This window comes from Ruegeria sp. CDSA033 (assembly GCF_059612305.1).
Window position 1 is genome coordinate 82,401 of record NZ_JBXWQI010000012.1, and the last position, 25,542, is coordinate 107,942.

28 protein-coding genes are annotated in these 25,542 nt (G+C 57.0%); 15 read left to right on the forward strand and 13 right to left on the reverse strand.

Features of this window, described 5'->3' with window-relative positions:
- Positions 1–6 precede the first annotated feature (6 nt).
- Both AC2FLA_RS15575 and AC2FLA_RS15580 read right to left on the reverse strand, forming a co-directional pair.
- A complete protein-coding gene (locus AC2FLA_RS15575) occupies positions 7–1,251 on the reverse strand; it encodes an adenylate/guanylate cyclase domain-containing protein (protein WP_282120813.1) in 1,245 nt (414 codons plus the stop codon).
- A gap of 60 nt (positions 1,252–1,311) precedes the next feature.
- Complete coding sequence (locus AC2FLA_RS15580) at positions 1,312–1,764, reverse strand: MarR family winged helix-turn-helix transcriptional regulator (RefSeq protein WP_058273337.1); 453 nt, start codon at positions 1,762–1,764, stop codon at positions 1,312–1,314.
- Between the two features lie 57 nt (positions 1,765–1,821).
- Between AC2FLA_RS15580 and hmgA the strand changes: the two genes are divergently transcribed.
- The 7 genes from hmgA to AC2FLA_RS15615 all read left to right on the forward strand — a co-directional run bounded on the left by hmgA (position 1,822) and on the right by AC2FLA_RS15615 (position 8,427).
- Positions 1,822–3,177 carry a homogentisate 1,2-dioxygenase gene (gene hmgA, locus AC2FLA_RS15585; RefSeq protein ID WP_496723364.1) on the forward strand — a complete coding sequence of 452 codons (1,356 nt, stop codon included), beginning with the start codon at positions 1,822–1,824 and terminating at the stop codon, positions 3,175–3,177.
- Positions 3,178–3,199: 22 nt separating this feature from the next.
- Positions 3,200–4,456: a fumarylacetoacetase gene (fahA, locus tag AC2FLA_RS15590; RefSeq protein ID WP_496723366.1), complete on the forward strand. Its 1,257-nt coding sequence runs from the start codon at positions 3,200–3,202 to the stop codon at positions 4,454–4,456.
- Between the two features lie 10 nt (positions 4,457–4,466).
- On the forward strand, positions 4,467–5,417 hold the full coding sequence (locus AC2FLA_RS15595; protein ID WP_496723368.1) for an MBL fold metallo-hydrolase: 951 nt from the start codon (positions 4,467–4,469) through the stop codon (positions 5,415–5,417).
- Between the two features lie 109 nt (positions 5,418–5,526).
- Complete coding sequence (locus AC2FLA_RS15600; RefSeq protein ID WP_496723370.1) at positions 5,527–7,137, forward strand: FAD-dependent oxidoreductase; 1,611 nt, start codon at positions 5,527–5,529, stop codon at positions 7,135–7,137.
- 5 nt (positions 7,138–7,142) lie between these two features.
- Positions 7,143–7,340, forward strand: a complete 198-nt coding sequence (locus tag AC2FLA_RS15605; RefSeq protein WP_496723372.1) for a DUF2783 domain-containing protein — start codon at positions 7,143–7,145, stop codon at positions 7,338–7,340.
- Between the two features lie 19 nt (positions 7,341–7,359).
- Positions 7,360–7,998 (forward strand): maleylacetoacetate isomerase, encoded by a 639-nt coding sequence (gene maiA, locus AC2FLA_RS15610; RefSeq protein WP_496723374.1) that lies wholly within the window; start codon positions 7,360–7,362, stop codon positions 7,996–7,998.
- Between the two features lie 87 nt (positions 7,999–8,085).
- Positions 8,086–8,427, forward strand: a complete 342-nt coding sequence (locus AC2FLA_RS15615) for a DOPA 4,5-dioxygenase family protein (protein WP_496723376.1) — start codon at positions 8,086–8,088, stop codon at positions 8,425–8,427.
- Here AC2FLA_RS15615 and AC2FLA_RS15620 read toward each other — a convergent pair.
- Positions 8,424–10,052 (reverse strand): acyl-CoA synthetase, encoded by a 1,629-nt coding sequence (locus tag AC2FLA_RS15620; protein ID WP_496723378.1) that lies wholly within the window; start codon positions 10,050–10,052, stop codon positions 8,424–8,426. The two genes, AC2FLA_RS15615 and AC2FLA_RS15620, sit on opposite strands and share 4 nt — an antisense overlap.
- Before the next feature lie 219 nt (positions 10,053–10,271).
- Here AC2FLA_RS15620 and AC2FLA_RS15625 point away from each other — a divergent pair, with 219 nt between their 5' ends.
- From AC2FLA_RS15625 to AC2FLA_RS15635, 3 genes are all read left to right on the forward strand, one after another.
- Entirely contained in the window at positions 10,272–11,663 is a 1,392-nt protein-coding gene (locus AC2FLA_RS15625) for an aminotransferase family protein (protein WP_496723380.1), read from the forward strand.
- Positions 11,664–11,825: 162 nt separating this feature from the next.
- Positions 11,826–12,287, forward strand: coding sequence for a hypothetical protein (locus AC2FLA_RS15630; RefSeq protein ID WP_496723382.1), 462 nt, complete (start codon positions 11,826–11,828; stop codon positions 12,285–12,287).
- A 175-nt stretch (positions 12,288–12,462) separates the two neighbouring features.
- Entirely contained in the window at positions 12,463–13,281 is an 819-nt protein-coding gene (locus AC2FLA_RS15635) for a DUF2189 domain-containing protein (RefSeq protein WP_496723384.1), read from the forward strand.
- Positions 13,282–13,414: 133 nt separating this feature from the next.
- Here AC2FLA_RS15635 and rplT read toward each other — a convergent pair whose 3' ends face one another.
- The 5 genes from rplT to pyk all read right to left on the reverse strand — a co-directional run bounded on the left by rplT (position 13,415) and on the right by pyk (position 17,871).
- Positions 13,415–13,780 (reverse strand): 50S ribosomal protein L20, encoded by a 366-nt coding sequence (gene rplT / locus AC2FLA_RS15640; RefSeq protein ID WP_058279005.1) that lies wholly within the window; start codon positions 13,778–13,780, stop codon positions 13,415–13,417.
- 14 nt (positions 13,781–13,794) lie between these two features.
- The gene (gene rpmI, locus AC2FLA_RS15645; RefSeq protein ID WP_010443552.1) at positions 13,795–13,995 is read right to left on the reverse strand and encodes a 50S ribosomal protein L35; all 201 of its coding nucleotides are present in this window, start codon (positions 13,993–13,995) and stop codon (positions 13,795–13,797) included.
- Between the two features lie 182 nt (positions 13,996–14,177).
- Positions 14,178–15,728 carry an alanine/glycine:cation symporter family protein gene (locus AC2FLA_RS15650; protein WP_496723386.1) on the reverse strand — a complete coding sequence of 517 codons (1,551 nt, stop codon included), beginning with the start codon at positions 15,726–15,728 and terminating at the stop codon, positions 14,178–14,180.
- 14 nt (positions 15,729–15,742) lie between these two features.
- Positions 15,743–16,180 (reverse strand): universal stress protein, encoded by a 438-nt coding sequence (locus tag AC2FLA_RS15655; protein ID WP_058273350.1) that lies wholly within the window; start codon positions 16,178–16,180, stop codon positions 15,743–15,745.
- Positions 16,181–16,425: 245 nt separating this feature from the next.
- Entirely contained in the window at positions 16,426–17,871 is a 1,446-nt protein-coding gene (gene pyk / locus AC2FLA_RS15660; RefSeq protein WP_496723388.1) for a pyruvate kinase, read from the reverse strand.
- Positions 17,872–18,003: 132 nt separating this feature from the next.
- On the opposite strand from pyk, the gene AC2FLA_RS15665 reads away from it, so the two are divergent.
- The 3 genes from AC2FLA_RS15665 to AC2FLA_RS15675 all read left to right on the forward strand — a co-directional run bounded on the left by AC2FLA_RS15665 (position 18,004) and on the right by AC2FLA_RS15675 (position 19,440).
- Positions 18,004–18,741, forward strand: a complete 738-nt coding sequence (locus AC2FLA_RS15665; RefSeq protein WP_496723390.1) for an N-formylglutamate amidohydrolase — start codon at positions 18,004–18,006, stop codon at positions 18,739–18,741.
- 67 nt (positions 18,742–18,808) lie between these two features.
- Positions 18,809–19,048, forward strand: a complete 240-nt coding sequence (locus AC2FLA_RS15670) for a DUF6868 family protein (protein ID WP_496723392.1) — start codon at positions 18,809–18,811, stop codon at positions 19,046–19,048.
- Positions 19,049–19,125: 77 nt separating this feature from the next.
- The gene (locus AC2FLA_RS15675) at positions 19,126–19,440 is read left to right on the forward strand and encodes a DUF1244 domain-containing protein (protein WP_496723394.1); all 315 of its coding nucleotides are present in this window, start codon (positions 19,126–19,128) and stop codon (positions 19,438–19,440) included.
- A 43-nt stretch (positions 19,441–19,483) separates the two neighbouring features.
- Here the strand turns inward: AC2FLA_RS15675 and AC2FLA_RS15680 are convergent, their stop codons facing one another.
- The 3 genes from AC2FLA_RS15680 to dgcN form a co-directional block, all read right to left on the reverse strand.
- Positions 19,484–20,344, reverse strand: a complete 861-nt coding sequence (locus AC2FLA_RS15680; protein ID WP_496723395.1) for a D-amino-acid transaminase — start codon at positions 20,342–20,344, stop codon at positions 19,484–19,486.
- Between the two features lie 11 nt (positions 20,345–20,355).
- Entirely contained in the window at positions 20,356–21,321 is a 966-nt protein-coding gene (gene dgcA, locus AC2FLA_RS15685; protein WP_496723397.1) for an N-acetyl-D-Glu racemase DgcA, read from the reverse strand.
- Between the two features lie 74 nt (positions 21,322–21,395).
- Positions 21,396–22,397 (reverse strand): N-acetyltransferase DgcN, encoded by a 1,002-nt coding sequence (dgcN, locus tag AC2FLA_RS15690; RefSeq protein WP_496723399.1) that lies wholly within the window; start codon positions 22,395–22,397, stop codon positions 21,396–21,398.
- Between the two features lie 295 nt (positions 22,398–22,692).
- On the opposite strand from dgcN, the gene AC2FLA_RS15695 reads away from it, so the two are divergent.
- Complete coding sequence (locus AC2FLA_RS15695; RefSeq protein ID WP_496723401.1) at positions 22,693–23,652, forward strand: L-malyl-CoA/beta-methylmalyl-CoA lyase; 960 nt, start codon at positions 22,693–22,695, stop codon at positions 23,650–23,652.
- A 41-nt stretch (positions 23,653–23,693) separates the two neighbouring features.
- On the opposite strand, the gene AC2FLA_RS15700 is transcribed toward AC2FLA_RS15695, so the two are convergent.
- Both AC2FLA_RS15700 and AC2FLA_RS15705 read right to left on the reverse strand, forming a co-directional pair.
- The gene (locus AC2FLA_RS15700; RefSeq protein ID WP_496723403.1) at positions 23,694–24,269 is read right to left on the reverse strand and encodes a PA14 domain-containing protein; all 576 of its coding nucleotides are present in this window, start codon (positions 24,267–24,269) and stop codon (positions 23,694–23,696) included.
- 115 nt (positions 24,270–24,384) lie between these two features.
- A complete protein-coding gene (locus AC2FLA_RS15705; protein ID WP_058273360.1) occupies positions 24,385–24,837 on the reverse strand; it encodes an Lrp/AsnC family transcriptional regulator in 453 nt (150 codons plus the stop codon).
- A 73-nt stretch (positions 24,838–24,910) separates the two neighbouring features.
- Between AC2FLA_RS15705 and AC2FLA_RS15710 the strand changes: the two genes are divergently transcribed.
- Positions 24,911–25,507, forward strand: coding sequence for a LysE family translocator (locus AC2FLA_RS15710; RefSeq protein WP_496723405.1), 597 nt, complete (start codon positions 24,911–24,913; stop codon positions 25,505–25,507).
- Positions 25,508–25,542 lie beyond the last annotated feature (35 nt).

Consider the following 25,542-nt stretch of genomic DNA (forward strand, 5'->3'; position numbering starts at 1 on the left):
GCAAACTCAATCCCGTGCGTCATTCGCCTTGTAAACCGTAAACAGTTCTTTCGGTTCCGGCACTCCACGCAGCATATAGCGACCGACAGAGACCAGCTCTGACGCGGCAGGTCGTGCAGCCTTTGCCACATCGTCCGAGATCAGGATCCGTTGCCCCAGTGACCGGTGCATTCCGGCAATCCGCGCGGTCTGGTTGACGGTCGGGCCGATGACGGTGAAGTCCAGGCGGTTCTCAGAGCCGATATTGCCGTACAGAATCTCACCTGCATGCAGCGCCAGCGTATAGTTCGACACAGGCAGGCCATCGGCAGAACGTTGTGCGTTCAGTTTCGCCATTGATACCTCCAATTCGCCGACGGCAGCCAGTGCCGCACGCGCGTCCGCATCGATCTCGCCCACATCGAACATGGCCATTAGCCCGTCGCCCATGAACTTGAGGATGCTTCCATCGCATTTGTGGACCACGTCTATCGCAGCGGCCAGATACTCGTTTAGCATCTCAATAAGGGCATCACCCGGCAGCTCTTCGGACAGGCTGGTGAACCCCTCAAGGTCAAAGTTCCAGATCACTGCGTCGATTTGCTGAAGCGACCCGCGCCTGATCTCGCCGGACAAAACGCGCCGACCGGCATCGCGTCCCAAATAGACGCGCATCAGGTCCTTTGATATCCGCTGGTTGTTTGCAGATTTCAAAGCCAATCCGAGATGCGGTAGGGCTGTATTGATCAACGCCAGATCGCTATCCTTGAACCCCTCGGGCGCGTTTGAGGTCCAGGACAACAATACACCGTTCACCGCCTTTTTGGCGTCCTTCGGCTGATTGTGAGTCGGAATGTCAAAGGACACACCCGTCGCGTAATATTCAGTGGCGCCATGTTCGCGCAGTTCATTCAGCAAGGGAAATCGGCTTGGTTCGTTCTGATCCACCAACCGTTCGTGCACAACGCTTTCGCCTTCGTTCAGAACAGCAAACAGAGGGCTAGCACGCCATTGATCGCTGGGTTGTTCAGAGTATTCGAACTTTTGATATTCCCCGCCCTGGCCGTAATACCAGCTATAGCCGGTTCCGCCATAAATCGGGTGCAGGGTCGATTGGGCCGCGTGAAATCGCATCAGCGGAACGCCCAGTTCCACCAGGCGATTGCAGTACTCTTCCAGCAGTTCTTCTTTTTCGACACCCTCAAGCCCGCGCGCCACCAGCCAGTTGATCAGATCGCTTGATTTTGCCGTATCGGCATCCAAGGTCGTCATGTTTTGTCCCATTTTTGTTCTGGGCTTCATCTGGGAATTGCGGCGGCGAATTACCAGTGGTCAATCCATATGCGCCAGACGCCGAAGCATTTTGCGCAACAGTTCCGCTTCGTCCCGCGAAAACAGGCCGGCAAGCTTTGAATCATAGGCCTCGGCCACCAGGCGCAAATCCCTGTAAACCGTCTGACCTGCGGATGTCAGCGTCAATTGTTCAACCCGGCGGTCGGATGTGTCGCGATTACGGGCTAAGTATCGGCGCTGTTCCAATTTCGAAACTGCGCGGCTGACCTTGGTTTTGTGAATTTTGGCGCGCTCACCTATTTCTTTCGCAGTCATCTCGCCGTAATTTCCCAGATGAAACAAGACGCGCCATTCGGTGCGAAGCATTCCGTAACGGTCCTTATAGACCTGCTGAAACTCCAGCGAACTTTCTTCGGCTGCACGGTTCAGCAGGTACGGCAGGAATTCCTGCAGATCAAAGTCATCTTTTTTGGCAGATTTGTCCTGAGTCATGCTTGTTAGTTACAAAATCAACTATTACTCGACAAGCAGCAATTGGAGGAACACGGGATGAACCATCCGACGGATCCGCACAAAATGACGCAAGCCAGCACACCCGTTGGCACGCATGCGGGTTATATGCCCGGCTTTGGAAACGACTTTGAAACCGAGGCCCTTCCCGGCGCGCTGCCGCAGGGCATGAACAGCCCGCAGCGTTGCAATTACGGCCTTTATGGTGAACAGCTTAGCGGCACGGCCTTTACAGCCAATCCGCCCGAGCGCACGTGGTGCTATCGCATTCGCCCGTCGGTCAAGCATTCGCACCGTTATGAAAAAATCGAACTGCCACATTGGAAATCCGCGCCCTGCGTTGACCCGGACGTGATCAGCCTTGGCCAATACCGCTGGGACGCAGTGCCTCATTCCGATGAGGGGCTGACATGGCTCACCGGTATGCGCACCATGACAACGGCGGGGGATGTGAACACGCAGGTGGGCATGGCCAGCCACATCTATCTGGTCACCGACTCTATGGAGGATGACTATTTCTTCTCGGCCGATTCCGAGATGTTGGTGGTGCCACAGGAAGGTCGCCTGCGGTTCGCGACCGAACTCGGAATCATTGATCTGGAACCCAAGGAAATCGCCATTCTCCCCCGTGGCCTCGTGTACCGTGTCGAGGTGCTGGAAGGCCCGGCGCGCGGGTTTGTCTGCGAGAACTACGGGCAAAAGTTTGAATTGCCGGGACGCGGCCCGATCGGGGCGAACTGCATGGCCAATCCACGCGATTTCAAGGCTCCGGTAGCTGCGTTTGAAGATCGTGAGGCGCCATCGACTGTTACTGTCAAATGGTGCGGGCAGTTCCATACCACGAAGATCGGTCAAAGCCCGCTGGACGTGGTGGCGTGGCACGGCAATTACGCGCCCTACAAATATGATCTGCGCACCTATTGCCCAGTCGGCGCGATCTTGTTCGACCACCCCGATCCATCTATTTTTACCGTGCTCACCGCTCCTTCAGGCCAGCCGGGGACAGCCAATATCGACTTTGTCCTGTTCCGCGAACGCTGGATGGTGGCCGAGGATACTTTCCGCCCGCCCTGGTATCACAAGAACATCATGTCCGAGTTGATGGGCAACATTTACGGCCAGTACGACGCCAAACCGCAGGGCTTTGTTCCCGGCGGGATGAGCCTTCACAACATGATGCTGCCGCACGGGCCGGATCGGGAAGCGTTTGAAAAAGCATCAAACGCGAACCTCGGACCAGACAAGCTGGACAACACGATGTCCTTCATGTTCGAAACCCGTTTCCCGCAACATCTGACACCATTTGCAGCCAACGAAGCCCCGTTGCAGGATGACTACATCGACTGCTGGACGTCGCTTGAGAAAAAGTTCGACGGCACACCAGGCAAAAAGTGACACCCAAAAGAGGTTTGAATACATGCCATTAATGAAATCCTGGGTGGCCTCGGCCAATGAGGCCGATCACCCGTTTCCTCTGAACAACCTGCCATACGGCGTTTTCTCGACCGAAGGAGGTGATCCGCGGTGCGGCGTGGCGATTGGCGACGTGATTCTGGACGTCACCGCAGCCGAGGCCGGGGGCCTGATCGAACTGGCCGACGAGCCGCTCTTTGACCTGCCTTTCTGGAACCCGCTGATGGAGGAAGGTCCTGCCGTCTGGGCTGCATTGCGCAACCGCCTGACCGCATTGTTGGCCGAAGGCGCCGAGGAACAGGCGCAGGTTGAACCGTTGCTTATTGCTCAGATCGACGCCGAAATGCACATGCCTTTTGCGGTCAGCGAATACACCGATTTCTATGCCGGACGTCACCACGCGCAAAACGTTGGCACCATGTTCCGCGGACCGGAAAATGCCCTTCCGCCGAACTGGTTGCATATCCCCATCGGGTATAACGGCCGGGCTTCTTCCGTTGTCGTGTCGGGCACCGATATCCGTCGGCCTTGGGGTCAGCTCAAGTCGCCCGATCATGACATGCCCGCTTTTCTGCCCAGCCGTCGTTTTGACATCGAGCTTGAGATGGGCGCGATTGTCGGTACACCCTCGGACGGACCCATCTCAGTTCAGGAGGCCGACGACAACATCTTTGGCTATGTTCTGCTGAACGATTGGTCCGCACGCGATATTCAGGCCTGGGAATATCAACCCTTGGGGCCGTTTCAAGCCAAAGCCACAGCCACTTCGATCAGCCCGTGGATTGTGACAAAGGCGGCGCTGGAACCCTTCCGCTGCGACACGCCTGCACGTGAATTCGAGTTATTGGATCACATCAAAGACTGCGGTCCGATGCTGTATGACATTGATCTTGAGGTCACGATGGAGCCCGACGGCAAGGACGCCACAGTCATTGCCCGGACGAACTACAACGAAATGTACTATTCGGCCGCCCAACAACTGGCACACCATTCGACCTCGGGCTGCCCGATGAACACGGGCGACCTGCTTGGGTCTGGCACGATTTCCGGTCCAACAAAGCCAGAGCGGGGCTCGCTGCTGGAACTCAGCTGGGGTGGAAAGGAACCGCTGACGCTGGATACCGGCGAAACCCGCACTTTTATCGAGGACGGTGACACACTGACCCTGACAGGTGCTGCCAAAGGCAAAGACTACACCATCGGGTTTGGCGACTGTGTCGGGACCCTGCTGCCCGCCCTTGAAAACCCATACACCCGATAAGGAACTCATCATGGCCAAGGCATTCGCGTCCCAAGGGGACATGTCGGAAAAGAAGATCTCTTTCACCGAGGTCGGCGAGGGCCTTTATGCCTTCACCGCCGAAGGCGATCCGAATTCCGGCGTCATCATCGGCGATGACAGCGTCATGATTGTCGAGGCGCAGGCGACCCCGCGTCTGGCCAACAAGGTGATCGAATGTGTGCAATCCGTGACCGACAAACCGATCACGCATGTTGCGCTGACCCATTACCACGCAGTCCGCGTATTGGGGGCCAGCGCCTTTGGTGCGCAACAGATCCTCATGTCCGACATGGCGCGCGCCATGGTCGTTGAACGCGGGCAAGAGGACTGGGACAGCGAGTTTCAGCGTTTCCCCCGCCTGTTTGAAGGTCATGAAAGCATCCCCGGCCTGACCTGGCCCACCACCACATTCAGCGACACGATGACGGTCTATCTGGGCAATCGCCGGGTCGATCTTATGCATTTGGGCCGCGCCCATACCGCAGGTGATATCGTCATTCATGTACCCGACCAGAATGTCATGTTCACCGGTGACATCGTCGAATACCACTCGGCCTGCTATTGCGGCGACGGGCATTTCAGCGATTGGGGTGATACGCTGGATGAAATCAAGTGGTTCGACGTCGATGCCATCGCACCGGGTCGCGGGAACGCCCTGGTCGGCAAGGACATGGTCAATGCAGCGATCGAAAACACCCGTGACTTTGTCGAGAGCACCCGTCGCCCTGCTGCGAAAGTGGCAGCACGCGGTGGATCTCTGAAAGAGGCATGGGATGCAGTGCGCGCAGAGTGCGATCCGAAATTCGCGGATTATGCGATCTACGAACATTGCCTGCCCTTCAATGTCGCACGCGCCTATGACGAAGCGCGCGGCATCGACACGCCACGCATCTGGACCGCGCAGCGCGATGTTGAGATGTGGGAGGCCCTGCAAGGCTGAAGAAGTCGGGCAAACTTGATCCAGATCGTTTTGCGCAGAGGAAATAGGTGGAATCATGGGCCGAGGCCTTCCGGCGCGCCCGTGGCGCCTGAGTATCGGGGGAGAACCCATGAACAAGATCTTCGAAGTCCCGCTCTATGCCTATCAACGCAGCCCAGATCAGGACGCGGCAAGCTCAGTAAGACACAAGGTTATCGTAATCGGAGCCGGTCCAGTTGGATTGGCCGCTGCCATTGATTTGGCGCAGCAGGGCGTTCAGGTCGTCGTGCTGGACGACAATGACAAAGTCAGTTTTGGCAGCCGCGCAATCTGTTTCTCACAGCGGTCACTGGAAATCGCCGACCGTCTGGGCGCTGGGGGTAAGTTGGTCGATAAAGGCGTGCTGTGGGATGCCGGCAAAGTCTTTTTTGACAACCGTCAGGTCTATGAGTTTCACCTGCAACCCGACGCGGGCTATGCGCACCCCGCCTTCATTAATCTGCAACAATACTATTTTGAAAAAGCGCTTGTTGAGCGGGTGCGGGAATTGCAGGCCGAGGGCGCGCCGATTGAAATTCGCGGCCAGAACAAGGTCGAAGCCATCGGCACCCATGACGATCACGTCAAGCTTGAGGTCGAAACGCCCGAAGGCCCCTATAACGTTGAGGCGGATTGGTTGATTGCCTGTGATGGGGCAAACTCGCCCACCCGCCGCATGCTGGGCCTGGATTTCGACGGGCGCGTATTCGAAGACAACTTTCTGATCGCTGACGTGGTGATGCAGGCGGACTTCCCGACCGAACGCTGGTTCTGGTTCGACCCGCCGTTCAATCGCGGACAGTCTGCGCTACTGCACAAACAACCCGACAACGTGTGGCGGATCGACCTGCAACTGGGCAGGGACATCGACCCCGTACAGGAAAAACAACCGGAAAACGTTATCCCCCGGCTCAAGGCGATGCTGGGCGAAGAGATCAATTTCGAACTTGAATGGGTCTCGATCTACACGTTCCAATGCCGTCGGATGGAGCGGTTCCGTCATGGTCGCGTTTTGTTTGCTGGCGACAGCGCTCATCAGGTCAGCCCCTTTGGCGCGCGCGGGGCCAACTCTGGTCTGCAGGACACAGACAACCTGTGCTGGAAGCTAAAGATGGTTATAGACGGCGAAGCCCCCGAGCTTTTGCTGGAAAGCTATAACCGCGAGCGGGTCGAAGCAGCGGATGAGAACATTCGCATGTCCACCCTATCGACGGAATTTATCACGCCCAAATCCGATATGTCGCGTCTTTTGCGGGATGCGGTTTTGGACCTCAGCGAGCACTACGCGTTTGCGCGCCCGTTGGTCAATTCCGGTCGTTTGAGCACACCATGCGCATATTCCGGATCATCGCTGAGTTCTGCGGATGCTCTGACCGGGCCAGAGATCACGCGCCCCGGTTCCGCCTGCCCGGACGCGCCTTTGGGCGAGGAATTTCTGCTGCCCAAGTTGGCCGGGATATTCACTTTGTTGACTATAGATGCGGACGCTCCTGACTGTCTAGAAGAAGGCGGCGTTACGGCCACGCGGCTGGCTCTCTCGGTCAAGGATGACCTGACTTTGGAGTTGAAGCGCAGGTATCTGGGCGATGCCCCGGGTGCGGTTTATCTTATCCGACCTGACCAGCACGTCGCCGCGCGCCGCGACACGTTCGAAGAAAACGCATTCCGGCAGGCGATCCGCCGGGCAACCGGCAAGGAATAAGCGACATGACCAATTTGATCCTCACCCCAAATCTGGACAATGCAGACGGTTTTTATGCCGATCTGGTGGCGGCGCATGATGGGCTGGTCAAAGCCGACAGTGACGCGCTGAATGCACGTCTGGTTCTGGTCCTGGCCAATCACATTGGGAACGCAAATGTATTGTCTAGCGCCCTGAAAGCCGCCACGCTGAAGGACACCTGACGAACTGAGGAGATCGATGATGAGCGGCGTGGTGCTGTATGACTTTTGGCGGTCTTCGGCCAGTTACAGGGCGCGCATCGCGCTGAACCTGGCTGGGATCAGCTATCGCGGCGTGTCAATTGATCTGGCTGCGGGCGAACAAAGGTCCGACAACCACTTGGCGCGTAATCCACAGGGGCTGGTCCCCGTACTCGAGATTGACGGACTGCGGTTGACGCAATCTCTGGCCATTATCGACTATCTTGACCAAACTCGCGGCCTTGGACTGTTGCCTCCAGAGCCGGCGGCCCGGGCACATGCGCTGGCTTTGGCGCAATCCATCGCGGTCGATGTGCATCCGGTCTGCAATTTGTCCGTCGCGCAGTATGCGGCCGCGTTGAGTGATGGTGCTGATGGGATGCCCGGCATCTGGATGCGCCATTTCATTCGCCCTGGCCTACTGGCTTTTGAGGCGCTTCTCGAGGGTTTCGAACAAGCGCCCTATTGCACCGGGACCAAGCCCGGACTGGCCGATGTTTGTCTGGTCCCGCAAATGTACAATGCGCGCCGTTGGGACGTGGAGCTATCGGACTTGCCGCGGAGTCTAGGCGCCGAGGCCGCATGTGCCGAACATCCCGCCTTTGCCGCAGCCCACCCAGATATCCACGCAACCACTTGATCTGGCGCACAGAGCCTGTGTGACGGCGCAAGTGGCAATACCAATTGCAGCGCCGTACCTTGTTCGAAACGTATGCAAGAGGCCCCAATGTCAGAGATCACCGGCTATCACGCCCATGTCTATTACGACGCAAATACGCAAGCCATTGCCCAGCAGGTCTGTGAAGAGGTCGCCGATCTGTTTCCAGTGCAGATGGGGCGCATGCATGCCAAAAATGTAGGCCCCCACCCGCGATGGAGCTGCCAGTTGGGCTTTGACCCGGACGCGTTCGATCAAGTCATGCCTTGGCTAATGCTGAACCGACAGGGCCTGACCATCTTCACCCACCCCGAAACCGGCGACCATCTGGCGGATCATCGGGACCGGGCCATCTGGATGGGTGAAATGCTGGATCTTGATCTGTCGATCTTTAACAAGGTGGGCACTTAAGTCAGCGCCTTTGCCTGATCCCGCAATTTGAACTTTTGGATCTTGCCAGTCGAGGTCTTGGGTAAAGGTCCAAACACCACCGTTTTGGGGGCCTTAAAATGGGCCATGTTTTCCCGACAGAAGCCGATGATATCAGCCTCACTCGCCTGCGCGTTTGGCTTAAGTTCGATGAATGCACAAGGCGTTTCGCCCCATTTGTCATCCGGGCGCGCAACCACGGCGGCCTCCATCACCGCCGGGTGCTTGTAAAGGATATCCTCAACCTCGACGGATGAGATATTCTCACCCCCCGAAATGATGATGTCTTTCGACCGGTCCTTAAGCGCGATGTAACCGTCCGGATGCATCACCCCCAGATCGCCAGAGGCAAACCATCCACCCCGGAACGCCTTATCTGTGGCTTCGGCGTTCTTGAGGTAGCCTTTCATAACGACGTTTCCTTGCATGAAAATCTCACCCATCGTCTCACCATCAGCAGGCACAGGTTCCAACGTGTCCGGGTCCGCAACCATCAGCCCCGACAGAGCCGTATAGCGCACACCCTGACGGACCTTCAGCGCGGCGCGGTCTTCGGCCCCCTTGTCGTTCCATTCATCCTTCCAGGCACAGACCACTGACGGGCCATAAGTCTCGGTCAATCCATAGACATGGGTAACCTCGACGCCCATGTTTTCCATGCTTTCGATCACCGCGGCGGGCGGCGGTGCGCCGGCGGTCATCACCTTGATCTCATGATCGAAATCCTTGAGGTGATCAGGCGCATTGGCAAGCATGTTCAGAACGATCGGCGCGCCGCAGAAATGCGTAACTTTCTCATCCCGGAACGCCGCATAAATCGGTTCGTCCCGCACGGCCCGCAGGCAGACGGAAACCCCCGCATTGGCGGCCATCGCCCAGGGGAAACACCAGCCGTTGCAGTGGAACATCGGCAGGGTCCACAAATAGACCGAATGCTTTGGCATGTTCCAATCCAGTAGATCCGACTGGGCGTTCAGCGCAGCCCCTCGGTGGTGATACACGACACCTTTCGGATTGCCGGTTGTACCAGAAGTATAGTTCAGCGTGATCGCGTCCCACTCGTCGTTGGGTAAGGACCAGTTGAAATCCGGGTCACCTTCGGCCAGCAAGGCGTCATAAGTCAGGCGGCCCAGCTTCTCTCCACCATCAAAGCTTGGGTCTTCGATATCGACGACCAATACGTCGTGATCGACCTGCTTCAGCGCCTCTTTCACGACGCCCGAGAATTCCGGATCGACCAGCAAAATCCTGGATTCCGCGTGGTTCAGAATGAAAGCAATGATCGGCGCATCCAATCGGGTGTTGATGGCATTCAGAACAGCGCCCGCCATAGGCACCCCAAAATGTGCCTCATACATTTCCGGAATGTTGGCGGCGATGATAGAAACCGTGTCGCCCGGGCTGATTCCACGGGCCGACAATGCGCCTGCCAAACGACGACAGCGGGCATAGGTTTCAGCCCATGTATAGCGGCGCGCGCCGAATACTACCGAAGGGTAGTCCGGATAAATCTGCGCCGTCCGCTCGATAAAACTCAGCGGTGACAGCGGAGTATAGTTTGCCCGGCACTTGTCCAAATGACGCTCGTAGATGCTGGCTTGTGTCATTTACTAACCCTCCCTCGTCCATTTCGGCGAATTGAGCACAAAGTTGATCCTCTGACAAACCCGTAAAAATACGGCGCGGCCATGGACTGGAATTACGGGATGGTGCAATCTGGCCCTATCTCCGACAGAGCTTTCGCGGTGATCTGAGCCATCGAAACACAAAGCCGGGAAAGCCCATTTTTGGCAACCCGCGCCCCAGTCATTCTGAAAGGACATGTCATGGACGGCACGTTCAACGAAAACGATCTCTCCCACGTGGTCGAGGCCGACCGCGCCCATATCTGGCACCACCTGCTGCAGCATAAGCCATTGGAAACCAATGATCCAAAGATCATTGTCGAAGGCAAAGGCATGCGCGTCTGGGACCAGAATGGCAAAGAACACCTTGATGCTGTGTCCGGCGGCGTCTGGACCGTAAACGTCGGCTATGGCCGCGAATCGATTTGTAAGGCGGTTCATGACCAGCTGATGAAGCTGTGCTATTTCGCCAATACCGCAGGTTCGATCCCCGGTTCGATCTTTGCTAAAATGCTGATTGAAAAAATGCCGGGCATGAGCCGGGTCTACTACACCAACTCCGGCTCTGAGGCGAACGAGAAGGTGTTCAAGATGGTTCGCCAGATCGCGCACAAGCGCTACGGCGGCAAGAAAACTAAGATTCTGTACCGTGACCGCGACTATCACGGCTCGACCCTGGCAACCATGTCTGCAGGCGGTCAGGACGAGCGTACGGCGCAGTACGGCCCCTTCGCGCCCGATTTCGTTCGCGTTCCCCACTGCATGGAATACCGCAAGCACGAGCTGGACGGCGCGCCTGAAGAAAACTTTGGCGTCTGGGCCGCGGATCAGATCGAAGAAGTGATCCTGCGCGAAGGTCCCGAAACCGTTGGCGCCCTGTGTCTTGAGCCTGTGACCGCAGGTGGTGGCGTCATCGAAGCGCCCGAAGGGTATTGGGAACGCGTGCAGGAAATCTGCAAAAAGTACGACATCTTGCTGCATATCGACGAAGTTGTCTGCGGCGTGGGCCGTACCGGCACCTGGTTCGGTTATCAGCAGTACGGCATCAAGCCGGACTTCGTGACCATGGCCAAAGGCGTTGCCTCAGGTTATGCGGCGATTGCCGTGATGGTCACCACCGAGGAAGTCTTTGACATGTTCAAAGACGACATGTCGGACCCGATGAGCTATTTCCGCGACATCTCGACCTTTGGTGGCTGCACCGCCGGTCCAGCTGCGGCAATCGAAAACATGCGCATCATCGAAGACGAGAACCTGCTGCAGAACTGCATTGATATGGGCGACCGGATGTTGGGCAACCTGCAGGCGCTGATGGAGAAGCACGAAGTTATCGGCGACGTGCGCGGCAAGGGTCTGTTCCTGGGTGCTGAACTGGTCGCAGATCGTGCCACCAAAGAGCCCATGGACGAGAAAAAGGTTCAGGCGGTCGTTGCCGACTGTATGGCGCAGGGCGTCATCATCGGTGCCACCAATCGTTCGATCCCCAGCCGCAACAACACGCTGTGCTTCTCGCCCGCACTGATTGCAACCGCAGACGACATCGACCAGATCACCGATGCGGTCGACGGCGCATTGGGTCGTGTATTCGGCTGAACGTAACTGAAAACATCTGCCACCACTCACGCAATCACGGCAGATGAACTTAAACCGGCGCGCCCACCGCGCCGGTTTTTTTGTGTTTACGCACGCGGGTTTGTCAAAAGCGCCAACTCAAGTACCCTGTGGCTATCACACCCCATGCAGGAGACGTGTCCAATGGTACTCAAGCTCATCCGAAGCCTCGCCGCCGTGGCCATCCTTACGGTCGCCACCCCTTCCGGCGCTGATGAAGGCAGCGGCTTTCCCCAGATCGTCGGCACCTGGCACGGCACCTATCTGGTGGCTTTCGCCAAATCGAACCCAAACCACGGGAAAGGCCTGCTGAAAACCGAGATGGAGCTGGAAGTCACCAAGCTGGACGGCAACCTAATCACCGCCACCAATCGCTGGCGGCGCATCGGTGACACCGAGTGGATCGTCGAAGAAGCAATGGGCACCTTCAGCCTGGACGATCCCACTCGCTTTGTTCTGGCCGAGGCCGGGATTTCGGGCGAAGACGTCTCGGCGGGGATTTTCAACGGAGTCTACCTGGATGACGTGATCATGGTCACCTATGCCGGTCCGGGAACCGGCGTGGCGTTTGCGGCGCAGTTGGTAAAGAAAGACCCAAGCAAATAGGCTTATGGCTCCGCTAATAATTAGCGAAACACACCAGCCAAAGTTTGGCCGCCATCCTATCTCTTGCCGTTATGCCTCCACTGATGCAGACTTGAATCAGGAAGGATGTCTGCCTCACCACTTAGCAAGTTGGCAGACCACCCAGCGCGACACCATTCTTTGAGAGGAGTGTGTCATGGCATCCAAAACTACAGGGTCCACACCACCGGACAACCTGACGCCGCAACAAGCGGCTATGCCCCAAATCAATAGGGTAACGACAAGTGATATCACCGTATCGCTGAAGGCAGGGTTTTCCGACTTTCTGGCGCGCCCTTTTATGAGCGGATTCTTCGGCCTGTTCTATGCGGTTTTCGGAATCCTGATGGTTTGGAGTCTGGTCTGGCTCGGCAAGATCTGGATGATCATTCCCGCCATTGCTGGTTTTCCTCTGGTCGCACCTTTCGCTGCCGCTGGGCTTTATGAAATGTCCCGTCGGTTGCAGAACGGAGAAAGGTTCGGCTGGTCAGAAATCCTGACCGTGATGGCCAATCAACGCAAACGCGAAATGGGCTGGATGGCCTTTGTCACCCTGTTCATTTTCTGGGTTTGGATTTACCAGATCCGGCTTTGGTTGGCGATCACCCTTCAAAACGCATCCTTTTCGGATTTTAAAGGGTTCTTGAATATCGTACTCTTCACACCTCAGGGCTGGACCTTCCTTGCCATTGGCACCTGCGTCGGCGCATTTTTGTCGGCCGTACTATTCTCGGTGACCGTCGTTGCCATGCCCATGCTGCTCGACCGGGAAACCAATTTTGTTTCGGCCATGTTGACTTCTTTGCGCGTCGTCGCGGAAAGCCCCGGTGTCATGCTCACTTGGGCCGCGATCATCTCAGTTACTATGCTGTTGTCGCTGGTTCCGGCGTTTCTGGGCCTGATCTTTACCTTGCCGATCCTTGGCCACACCACATGGCATCTTTATCAGCGGGCGGTACCGCCAGTGCAGGAGTGATCCGTCGGAGTATCACCATGGCCATTGTGCGCTTTTAATGGCCGAAATTTTGCTGAGTTCACTTTCGGCTATCAATGAAAAAGGCCGCCCCAAATGGGACGGCCTTTCATTCACTGTCTCTGCTAAGAGAGGATCAGGCAGCCAGAGCAGCCTGAGCTTGGGCGACGATCGTGCCGAACGCTTCCGGTTCGTGCACGGCCAGGTCGGCCAGAACTTTACGATCCACTTCGATACCGGCCAAGGTCAGGCCGTTGATGAAGCGGGAATATGTCAGTGCTTCGTCATGCGAACGGACAGCAGCGTTGATACGCTGGATCCACAGCGCGCGGAAGTTGCGCTTGCGGTTTTTACGGTCGCGGGTTGCATACTGGTTCGCCTTGTCGACGGCCTGACGGGCAACCTTGAAGGTGCTCTTGCGGCGGCCATAGTAACCTTTGGCGGCCTTGATAACCTTCTTGTGACGGGCGTGAGTTACGGTTCCACCTTTAACGCGGGACATCTCTTAATCTCCTCTTAGCGGTCGTAGGGCATGTAGCCCTTGACGATCTTGGCGTCGGGGGCGGACAGGGTGGTGTTGCCACGGGCGTCGCGGATGAACTTTTTGGTCCGCTTGATCATGCCGTGACGTTTGCCGGCCTGGCCAGCAAGGACCTTACCGGTCGCAGTCACCTTAAAGCGCTTTTTGGCGCTCGACTTTGTCTTCATCTTAGGCATTTCCGTCTCCTTTCGGGGTTCGGTACTAAACGCGACTCGGCATGCCACATTGGCCGGTCACGCGATCAGAAGCGCCGTTTACGCAAGTTCGACCATACTGGCAAGGGGGTTTGGACCAGAATCTGCGCTTTTTACAGGCTGATCAGGCACCAGGGCGGCCAAGGCCGCCCCGGTGGTTTGAGTTAATGCTCGAATTTGCGGATTTCGCCGGTCTTCAGTCGGCTCGCATAGCTGGCCAGTTCTTCACGCACCACCTTCATCAGGAAGTACAACGCAAAGACGTTCACGACCGCCATCGCAAAGATCGCCGCATCCGAGAAGTCGATGACAGGGCCAAGATTGGCCGCCGCGCCGATGACAACGAAGATGCAGAAGATGACCTTGAACACCAGCTCCTTGGCGTGGCCTTCCCCGAACAGGTAGGTCCAGGCCTTGAGGCCATAGTAGGACCAGCTGATCATGGTTGAGAAGGCAAACAGCACAACCGCTATCGCCAGAACGTATGGGAACCAGCTGAACGCGCTGCCAAAGGCGGCAGAGGTCAGGCTGACGCCCGAGTTGCCATCAACGGTCGCAATGGCATTACCCGCTTCGTTCAGCATGTAGTTGCCGGTTTCCGGATCGACGATCAGCTGCTGGGTGATTATGATCACCAGCGCCGTCATCGTACAGATCACAACCGTGTCGATGAACGGCTCAAGCAACGAGACGAACCCTTCGGTGATCGGCTCTTTGGTCCGCACCGCCGAGTGTGCAATCGCTGCAGAACCCACGCCCGCTTCGTTCGAGAACGCCGCACGACGGAAGCCTTGGATCAGCGCCCCGACCATACCACCAGCGACGCCGAGGCCGGTGAAGGCACCTGCGAAAATCTGGCCGAACGCCCAGCCGATTTGATCAGCATTCATGATGATGATCACCAGCGCCGCAGCCACATACAGGACACCCATGAAAGGCACGACCTTTTCGGTCACCCGTGCGATGGATTTCAGTCCGCCCACAATGACAAGGAACACGATGATTGCAAAGACAACCCCTGTGATCCATCCGGGATAGTCGCCCGTGATGCCCGCGATCTGTTGGTGCGCCTGATTGGCCTGGAACATATTGCCCCCGCCCAGCGCGCCCAGAATACAGAAGATCGAGAACAGGACGGCCAGAATCTTGCCTCCAGGCAAGCCAAGCTCGTCAAATCCCTTGGACATATAGTACATCGGGCCACCGGAAACGGTGCCATCCTCGTATTCGTTGCGGTATTTCACGCCCAACGTACATTCGGTGAATTTCGACGCCATGCCCAGAAGGCCCGCGACAATCATCCAGAAGGTGGCACCCGGTCCGCCGATACCGACGGCAACCGCCACACCGGCGATGTTGCCTAGGCCAACCGTACCCGACAGCGCCGTGGCCAGAGCCTGAAAGTGGCTGACCTCACCCGCATCGTTGGGGTCGGAGTAGTCGCCTTTGACAAGGCTGATCGCATGGCCAAAGAACCTGAGCTGCACAAAGGCAAAGTACAGCGTGAAAACAGTCGCCGCGACGACCAACCAGCCGACGATCCACGGGAAACTGGTTCCCGGAAACGGTGCAAAGATAAAGCTGACAAATGGCCCGGTGAAATCGGCAAATGCCTGATTGATCTTGTCGTCCAGTCCAGGCGCGTCTTGCGCCATTGCCGGTGCGGCGATCAAGGCGGCGATTACAGCCAGCCAGAGATGTTTCAACATAGTCATTCTCATCCCTCCCGTCAGTTCACAACAGTGACTGGCACATCGGCGTGCATGACCAGATTTTGGGTCGAGCTGCCAAACAAGCGTTTTTTGAAACCATCGGCCGAGGCGCGCCCGACGATGATCTGCGAGCCGCCATTCTCAACGGTGATTGCGTTCAGAGTTTCGGCCACGTCGCCATGACGCACGATGCCCTGCACTGTGTAACCATCTGCGGTCAGAGCCTCGACAGCCGGGGTAACAATCCGGTTCGTCGCAAGTTCGATTTCTTCTTCACGCCGCTTGTGCCGCAACGCGTTTTCCTCAGGGGTCTGAAAAGTAAATGGGGACCATTCGATGACATAAACAACCAGCAATTCGCACGTGCCAATTCGGCCAGCCAGATCTTTGGCAAAGGCGATGGCGCGTTCTCCGGTTTCTGTCCCGTCCAGTCCAATGACAATTTTCGTTGTCATAACGTTCCTCCAATAATTTTGGTTATGCCGGGACCTGTGCCCCCGGCAGGGCAGCCGGAACCTGGAACTTATTAAGTGGACCGCCCATGCGCCCGAGTATCCCGGAAAAACCCCAAAAAACAGAGAGTTATCTTATGGGAGCAACCAATAATTCGCTATACAATTGAAATTGTTGTTATTTTTTCGCCTAAAATTTAGGCGTATCGGTTTGATACTATATTTCACCGGGCCCGGCATTGCTGTAATCAGCCGGGATCGGTGTTATAGATCAGCCGTTCATCACAGGGTGCGATGCGCAAAATATTGGTCGTTCCCGGGACGTTGAAAGGCACACCGGCAGTCACTACGATCTGATCGGCTTCGGATGCGAACCCACCGGCACGGGCCGCACGGGCCGCATTGACGACGGCACCTTTGAACCGCTCAAGCTCGGGCGTCATCACGCAATGACAACCCCAGCTCAGACACAGACGCCGCGCGGTTCCGGTGGCAGGCGTCATTGCGATGATCGGAACGCCGGGACGTTCGCGGGCGGTCAGCAGCGCGGTGGTGCCGCTTTGGGTAAAACAGCAAATCGCTTTGATATCTGTTTTTTCGGCAATCTCGCGCGCGGCGGCAACGATACCATCGGCAATAGTGGTCCCCTTTGCCGTCCGGGACGCTGCGATAATCTGCGTGTAGGTCGGGTCCGCTTCGACCTCGATCGCAACCTTGTTCATGGTTTGCACGGCCTCGATTGGGTACGTACCCGCAGCGGATTCCGCGCTGAGCATGATCGCATCCGTGCCTTCGTAGATTGCCGTCGCCACATCCGAGACCTCGGCCCGAGTTGGCATCGGGCTTTCAATCATGCTTTCCAGCATCTGGGTGGCCACGATCACAGGCTTAGCCGCCCCACGGCACTTGCGAACAAGGCGCTTTTGAATAGGCGGCACAGCCGAAACCGGAAGCTCGACACCCAGATCGCCGCGCGCGACCATGATCCCGTCAGATGCATCCAGAATGTCGTCGAATGCCTCGACCGCTGCAGGTTTTTCGATCTTCGACAGGATGGACGCACGCCCATCTGCCAGCGCCCGGGCCTCAAACACGTCCTTGGCACGCTGCACAAAGCTTAGCGCCAGCCAGTCCACGCCCAGTTGGCAGACAAATTCCAGATCGTCCCGGTCTTTGGCCGACAGGGCGGCCAAAGGCAGCACCACATCAGGAACGTTCACACCTTTGCGGTTCGAGATCGTGCCGCCGACCTCAACTGTGCAATTGGCAAAATCCTGGCCACAGTCCTGCACGGTCAGACGGATTTTGCCATCATTGACCAGAAGCCGCGCACCCGACTCCAACGCAGCAAAGATCTCGGGATGCGGCAGGCAAACACGGTTGATGTCCCCGGGCGCAGGGTCCAGGTCCAGACGGAAGGCGGCACCTTCTTCAAGTTCCTCTGCGTCGTTGGCGAACACCCCGACACGCAGCTTGGGTCCTTGAAGGTCAGCCAGAATTGCGATTGGCCTGTCCAGATCTTTTTCAATCTGTCGGATGATCCGGTGGCGTTCGCGGATCTCATCATGGCTGCCGTGGCTCATGTTCAGGCGGAAGACGTCTGCGCCTGCCTCGTGCAGCGCGCGGATCATGTCATAGTCATTTGACGCCGGTCCCAGCGTCGCCACGATTTTCACATTTCTCAGGCGTCGCATTGGTCTGGCTCTCCTAACGTCTTCTCTTGATTCCGCGCAAATGTTACCGCAAACATTGCTCAGCCTGCTTATTGCGCAATTCCCTTTTCAAAGCAACTGCCCTACACCTGCGACAAACTAGATGACAGGCTTATGACGTATTCCCCGTTTTTTATCCACGGCGCGGATCGGCCCTCGCGTTGGCTGATCACATGCGACCACGCATCCAACTTGGTTCCGCCCGACATCCAAGGTGGCGACCTTGGCCTGCCTCGTGAAGATATGGAACGCCACATCGCTTATGATGTAGGTGCCTACGAGGTGTCAAAGCATCTGGGCGAGATCCTGAACGCGCCCGTGATCGCAGCCAATTTTTCCCGCCTCGTGATTGATCCGAACCGCGGCGAAGATGATCCGACCTTGTTGATGAAGCTCTATGACGGGTCGATCATTCCCGGCAACCGGCACGCCGATGCGGCAGAACGAGAGCGGCGTTTGAACATGTGCTATCGCCCATATCATGACGCACTGGCGCAGATGGCCGCGTTGCCGCACGCGGTAATCGTGTCGATGCACTCGTTCACGCGGCAACTAAGGGGTCGTGATCCCCGCCCTTGGCACATTGGGGTTCTGCATACTCCGGACGAACGATTCTCGGGCCCTTTGATCAATCATCTTGAGGCCGAGGGTGACCTTTGCGTCGGCGTTAATGAACCCTACACCGGCGTGCTGCCCGGCGATGCCATTGACAAACACTGTACCAGTTTTGGTCGCCCCAACGCACTGATCGAGCTGCGCAATGATCTGATTGCCGAACACGCAGGACAGCGGGAATGGGCCGAGCGTTTGGCCCCAATCCTTCAAGACGCACTGGGTGAAAGCGGCTTGTGACAAAAGCCCTCACTTCATTGTGAGAGCCAACCCCAGACCCCATATTATAGGGGTAAAGGAGGCCACTATGACTCAGGAATATCTGACGTCCGTCTTTGGCTGGATGGCCGTGCTCAACATCGCGGTTTTGCTGTTCACAACCATGATGATCTTGCTGTTGCAGGACTGGATCGCTGGCATTCACGGCAAAATGTTCCAGATGGAGCGCCCCGCAGTGAAACGGGCTTACTTCCGGTACCTGGCAAATTATAAGATCCTGACGCTGATCTTCTGCATCACCCCATGGCTGGCTTTGAAACTGGCCTGATACGCTGATTGTTGAATCATCGCCCCCGGGCCGCTAGGTCACATACAGCACGCATTCCTGTCATCCGGAGCCAGACCATGGACAAACAAACCGAAATCGAACTTCAGGCCGCCGCATTCCGTCGCTTGCAACAGCATCTGATGGAGGACCGCACTGATGTGCAAAACATCGACATGATGAATCTGGCCGGGTTCTGCCGCAACTGTCTGTCGCGGTGGTATCAGGAAGCAGCCAACGAAAAAGGCATTGAGATGGGCAAGGACGAAGCCCGTCAAATTTTCTACGGCATGACCATGGATGAGTGGAAAGCCAAATACCAGACCGACGCCAGCGCGGAAAAACAGGCCGCCTTCAAAGTCGCGTTCGAAGAGAATGTAACGAACAAGGGCTGACGCCCAAAACGAAAGAGGCCCGCCAATCTGGCGGGCCTTTTCTTTAGATTGCGACCTTGCGGCTTTCGTCCAAATAGATTTCCCGCAAACGCTTGGCGATTGGTCCCGGTGTACCGTCGCCCAGCGCAACCCCGTCAATCTCAACCACGGGCATGACAAACGCGCTGGCCGAAGTGGTGAAAGCCTCATCCGCTTCCTTCGCCTCATCAATGGTGAACAGGCGTTCTTCGACTTCCATCTGTGCCTCTGCCGCCATGCGCAGCACGGCCTTGCGGGTGATGCCGTGCAGAATGTCGGTCGACAGTGGGCGGGTGACGATCTTGCCGTCCTTGACGTAGTAGGCGTTGTTGCTGGTGCCTTCGGTCACATAACCGTCCTCGATCAACCACGCATCGTCACAGCCAGCCTTCTTGGCCATCATCTTACCCATGGACGGGTACAACAGCTGCACGGTCTTGATGTCGCGGCGGCCCCAGCGGATGTCTTCGATCGAGATGATCTTGGCACCCTTCTTGGCGGCTGGGCTATCGGCCAGACCAGGCTTGTTCTGGGTGAAAAGCACGAGGCTGGGCTTGGTATCTTCGGACGGGAAAACAAAGTCCCGATCGCCATCCGATCCACGGCTGACCTGCAGGTAGACAAGCCCTTCTTCGATGCCGTTCAGCTCTACCAGCTTGCGATGAATTTCAAGCAGCTCATCCTTGGTGCAGGGCTCAGCCATCTCCAGCTCATCCAGAGACCGCTTCAGACGCACGGCGTGACCTTCGAAATCGATCAGCTTGCCATCCAGAACGCTGGTAACCTCGTAGACAGCGTCTGCGAACAGAAAACCACGGTCAAAGATGGACACTTTGGCCTCGGTCTCAGGCAGGTATTCGCCATTTACAAAAACGGTGCGGGTCATGTCTTGTCTCCTCAGCCCCAGAGGTCCGCTTTGGGCGGGTGCACTCCGGCATCATCAAAAATCAGCGGGTTGTCGCGGTCTTCGGCCAGCAGAAGCGGGCCGTCAAGGTCTGTCACCATCACACCCTGTGCCAACAGTGTCGCAGGTGCCATAGCCAGAGAGCTGCCAACCATGCAGCCGACCATCACGCGATAGCCTTCAGCCAGCGCTTGCTGGCGCAGGGCCAGCGCCTCGGTCAGGCCGCCCGTTTTATCCAGTTTGATGTTGACCACATCGTACTTGCCCTTGAGGCCCGGAAGGCTTGTGCGATCATGACAGGACTCATCAGCGCACACCGGCACGGGGCGCTCCATTCCAATCAGGGCGTCATCTTCCCCGGCGGGCAAAGGCTGCTCGACCAGGGCTACACCCAAACGCACCAGATGCGGGGCAAGGTCGGCGTAAACCGCAGCTGACCAACCTTCGTTGGCATCCACGATGATCGTGGCATCTGGTGCACCTGCGCGCACAGCCTCCAGCCGGGGCATGTCATCCGGTGTGCCCAATTTGATCTTCAGCAAGGGCCGATGCGCATTGGCTGCGGCCTGTGCCTGCATCTTTTCCGGGGTGTCCAGCGACAGCGTATACGCTGTGATTTCTGGCCCCGGAACCGGCAGCCCGGCCAGATCCCAGGCCCGCTTTCCTGCGCGCTTGGCCTCAAGGTCCCAAAGGGCGCAATCAACCGCATTCCGCGCCGCGCCTGCAGGCAAAAGGTCCATCAGGCTGTCGCGGGTAAACTCGGCAGGCAAAGCTGCGATCTCGGCCTCGACCGAATCCAGCGTTTCATCATACCTGGCATAGGGCACGCATTCGCCCCACCCCTGATGGGTACCGTCAGAAATCCGAACCGTCAGCACCTTGGCCTCGGTCCGAGACCCGCGCGAGATCGTAAAGACCTGCGCCAGCCGAAACACGTCACGAGAGACTTCTACCTGCACGCGCCAGCTCCTTCATCTTTTTCAAAATACTCTCGCCGAAGGCGGACAAGCCCGCCTCCGACGCGCCGCTTAGATCACAGTGCGGCCAGCGCATCCACCAGCTTGCCCGAACCAAAGCGGAACGGGTCAGTCGCGGGCAGGTCCATATCGGCCTCAACCTTGGCCAGATATGCGGTGGCGTCCTCTTCGGACATATGCTGGGTGTTGACCGAAACACCGACGACCTGACAATCCAGATTAGCGACCTTGGCCAGACCCAGCGCCGTGTCGCGCAGCGCTTCCAATGTCGGCAACTGATAGGTCGGCAACCCACGCATATGGTCGCGGGTCGGCTCATGGCTCAGGATCAGCGCATCGGGTTGGCCACCGTGAATCAGCGCCATGGTCACACCGGAATAAGACACGTGGAACAGCGACCCCTGCCCTTCGATCAGATCCCAGTGATCGTCATCGTTGTCAGGCGTCAGCCATTCGACCGAACCGGCCATGAAATCGGCAATGACCGCATCCAGCGGCACACCGTCCCCGGTGATCAGAATGCCTGTCTGACCGGTTGCGCGGAAGGTCGACTTCATGCCGCGCTCGCGCATCTCGGCATCCATTGCCATGGCCGTATACATCTTACCAACCGAGCAATCGGTCCCAACCGCCAGGCAGCGCTTGCCCTTGCGCTTGATGCCGTTTGCAATTGGGTATTCCACCGAAGGCACACGAACATCGTGCAGCTTGCGACCGGTGGCCTCGGCGACGGCAACCAGATCGGGCTCGTCGCTCAGCAGGTTGTGCAGGCCAGAGGCGAGGTCAAAGCCTTCCTCCAGCGCCATGACCAGAACCTTCTTCCATTCCTGGCTGATCACGCCACCACGGTTGGCAACGCCGATGACCAGCGTCTTTGCGCCGGCTTCTTTCGCCTCGGTCAGGGACATGTCGGTCAGGCCCAGATCAGCCTTGCAACCTTCCATACGGTACTGGCCAACGGCATTCTCAGGACGCCAGTCCTTGATACCGATTGCAACTTTGGCCGCCAATTGGTCGGGCGCATCGCCCAAAAACAGCAGGTACGGTGTCTCGATCATTGCGGTTCGCTCCTTTGATTCTGACGCAATCTAGGGGACGATTTCCACGAGTGTTTCGCGTTTTCGTCTGACAACGCCCCGTCACGTGGGAAATTTTTGCGCCTTTCCCCTAAATGGCGCACTGATCTTTCAAGTTTTCAAAGCGATTAAACTTTAATCACTGTTTTGACCTTGTATTGCGGCAATTGCTGCGATTGCATTGCCGCACTTGCACAAAGATGCTTGCTATGGCTTGCGCAATTTAATACCCCATGAAGCAAGAAAATCGCAATTTCCTTTCTTGCACGAGGTCCAGATGAGCTTTCGCATCCAACCCGCCGCCCCCGCGCGCCCCAACCGTTGTCAGTTGTTCGGACCGGGATCAAACACCAAGCTGTTCCCGAAAATGGCCGCGTCGGCCGCAGACGTAATCAACCTTGATCTCGAGGACTCGGTCGCGCCGTCGGACAAGGACGCCGCGCGCGCAAATGTGATCGAAGCATTGAACACTGTCGATTGGGGCAACAAGTACATGTCCGTGCGCATCAACGGGCTGGACACACCCTATTGGTACCGCGATGTGGTCGACCTGCTGGAACAGGCCAGCGACCGGCTGGATCAGATCATGATCCCCAAGGTCGGCTGCGCGGCGGATGTCTACGCCGTAGACGCGCTGGTCACTGCCATCGAGCGCGCAAAGGGCCGTACAAAGCCCGTCAGCTTTGAGGTCATCATCGAATCCGCAGCTGGCGTTGCCCATGTCGAAGAAATCGCAGCCTCGTCTCCGCGCATGCAAGCGATGAGCCTGGGTGCAGCAGATTTTGCAGCCTCGATGGGGATGCAGACCACTGGTATCGGTGGAACGCAGGAAAACTACTACATGCTGCGCGAAGGCGAAAAACACTGGTCCGACCCGTGGCATTGGGCGCAGGCTGCCATTGTTGCTGCATGCCGGACACATGGCGTTCTGCCCGTGGACGGACCCTTTGGCGACTTCTCAGACGACGAAGGCTACATCGCGCAAGCGAAACGTTCGGCCACCCTGGGCATGGTCGGAAAATGGGCGATCCACCCCAAGCAGATCGCGTTGGCCAATCAGGTCTTCACCCCATCGGACGAAGCCGTATCCGAGGCACGCGAAATTTTGGCTGCGATGGAACAGGCCAAAGCCAATGGCGAAGGCGCAACCGTTTACAAAGGTCGTCTGGTCGACATCGCCTCGATCAAACAGGCCGAGGTGATTGTGGCGCAGGCCGAATTGATCGCCGCGAGCTGATCTAATTGAAAAAGGCGCCCTTAAGGGCGCCTTTTTGGGAACTATCGGCCAAAGACGTTATTGGGCGTCCACGTAAAACGTTCACCTTTTTTTCCCGACTTCATCATCAGGCAAGATGTACCGAGCTTCTGGAAATAGATTATCTTCAGCGGATACCAACCCGCCTTCGGCACCTCTACTTCGGTTCGTTGATTGGCCTCACACCCCTGAATACTATTGACTTTGCCGATCTGCTGCCCGCCAACCCAGGCATCGATCCCATCGTTTGACCATGTCTCCAACTCGTAAACGCCCGGTGAGTCAAAGCGCATGTAACCGGTGATTTCTGCAGCGACATTATAGTGGTGGTCGAATGTCAAAACATCCTCGCCCTCGTTTGTATCCCTATAATCCAAACCGATCAGCGGCTGCCCCGGCTGGGCCTTAGGCAATAACTGCTTGGCATGAGTGAGATTGCGGATTTTGCGCTGAGTACCAGTTCCCACATATTTTACATTCAATCCCGCTTTTGGACTGGGTTGCGGACTGGCGGGCTGCAATTTGAGCGGCGCGGCCACTGCTGAACTGGCGATAAACGCCGCAGCTGCTATCAGCGCTCCAATGCGAACAAATTTCATTATCTTCTCCCTGTGTGTGGCCTGTTGGGGTTGTTCCCCTTCGATCAGGTCCTTGAGAAGACACTAGGCTGTGAAAATTCACCCGGCAAGCCGGTTGAAGATCACAATTCCAACGTCAGGCGCGCATATCTTTGGGTGAATCCATCACCACATAAGACGTGATCGACGTCACATGCGGCAGTGTTCCCAGAACTTCGGTGTGGAATGTCTTGTACGAAGGTAAGTCCGCGCATTCCACGCGCAACAGGTATTCGATGGTCCCCGTGATATTGTGGCATTCGACCACTTCCGGCACACGTTGTAGGGCACGTTCGAACCCTTCCTGTGCAGCCTTGGTATGTTCACCCAGCCCAACGCCGATATAGGCAACGAATCCGACACCAATCTCGGATGGGTTCAGGACTGCGCGGTAGCCCGAGATTACACCCGAACGCTCCAGCTCCTGCACGCGGCGCAGGCAGGCAGAAGGAGATAGCCCCACTCGGTCTGCCAGATCCAGATTGCTGATGCGGCCGTCTTGCGAAAGCTCTCGCAATATTTGCTGATTTATGTGGTCAATTTTCGCCATTGATTGCGATATTAACGAGATCACGCATTAAAACGCAATTTCATTTGTTCAGTTTGCAGCAATTATCCAACTCATGACCTACGATATCCTTCTGGCCCTGATCGCCTTTGCTTTTGTCTCGTCCATTACGCCTGGACCCAACAACCTGATGCTGATGGCGTCTGGGGCCAATTTCGGATTTCGCAAAAGCATCCCGCACATGTTGGGGATCGGGCTTGGGTTTACCTTCATGGTGCTATTGGTCGGTACAGGGCTGGTGCAGCTATTCGACAGATATCCGGTCAGCTACACGGTGCTGAAATTCGCCTCTGTTGCGTATCTTCTGTTCCTTGCTTGGAAAATCGCCCACGCCGCCCCGGCGAAGGGACAAAGCTCGACAGGCACGCCGATGACGTTTCTGCAGGCGGCGGCGTTTCAATGGGTCAACCCCAAGGCCTGGGCCATGGCCCTGACAGCCACAACCGCCTACACACCGGACCAGACCCTTCAGGCTATCATTGTGGTGGCCCTTGTTTTCGGAGCAGTCAACCTGCCCTCGGTCAGCACATGGACCGTTCTGGGCCAGCAAATGGCGCGCATCCTGACGAACCCGCGCCGGTTGATGGTGTTCAACTGGACAATGGCGGCTTTGCTCGTCGGCTCGCTCTACCCGGTTCTATACCCGAACTGAGCAATTTCAGCGGCAGGTCTTCAGCCTGATTACCA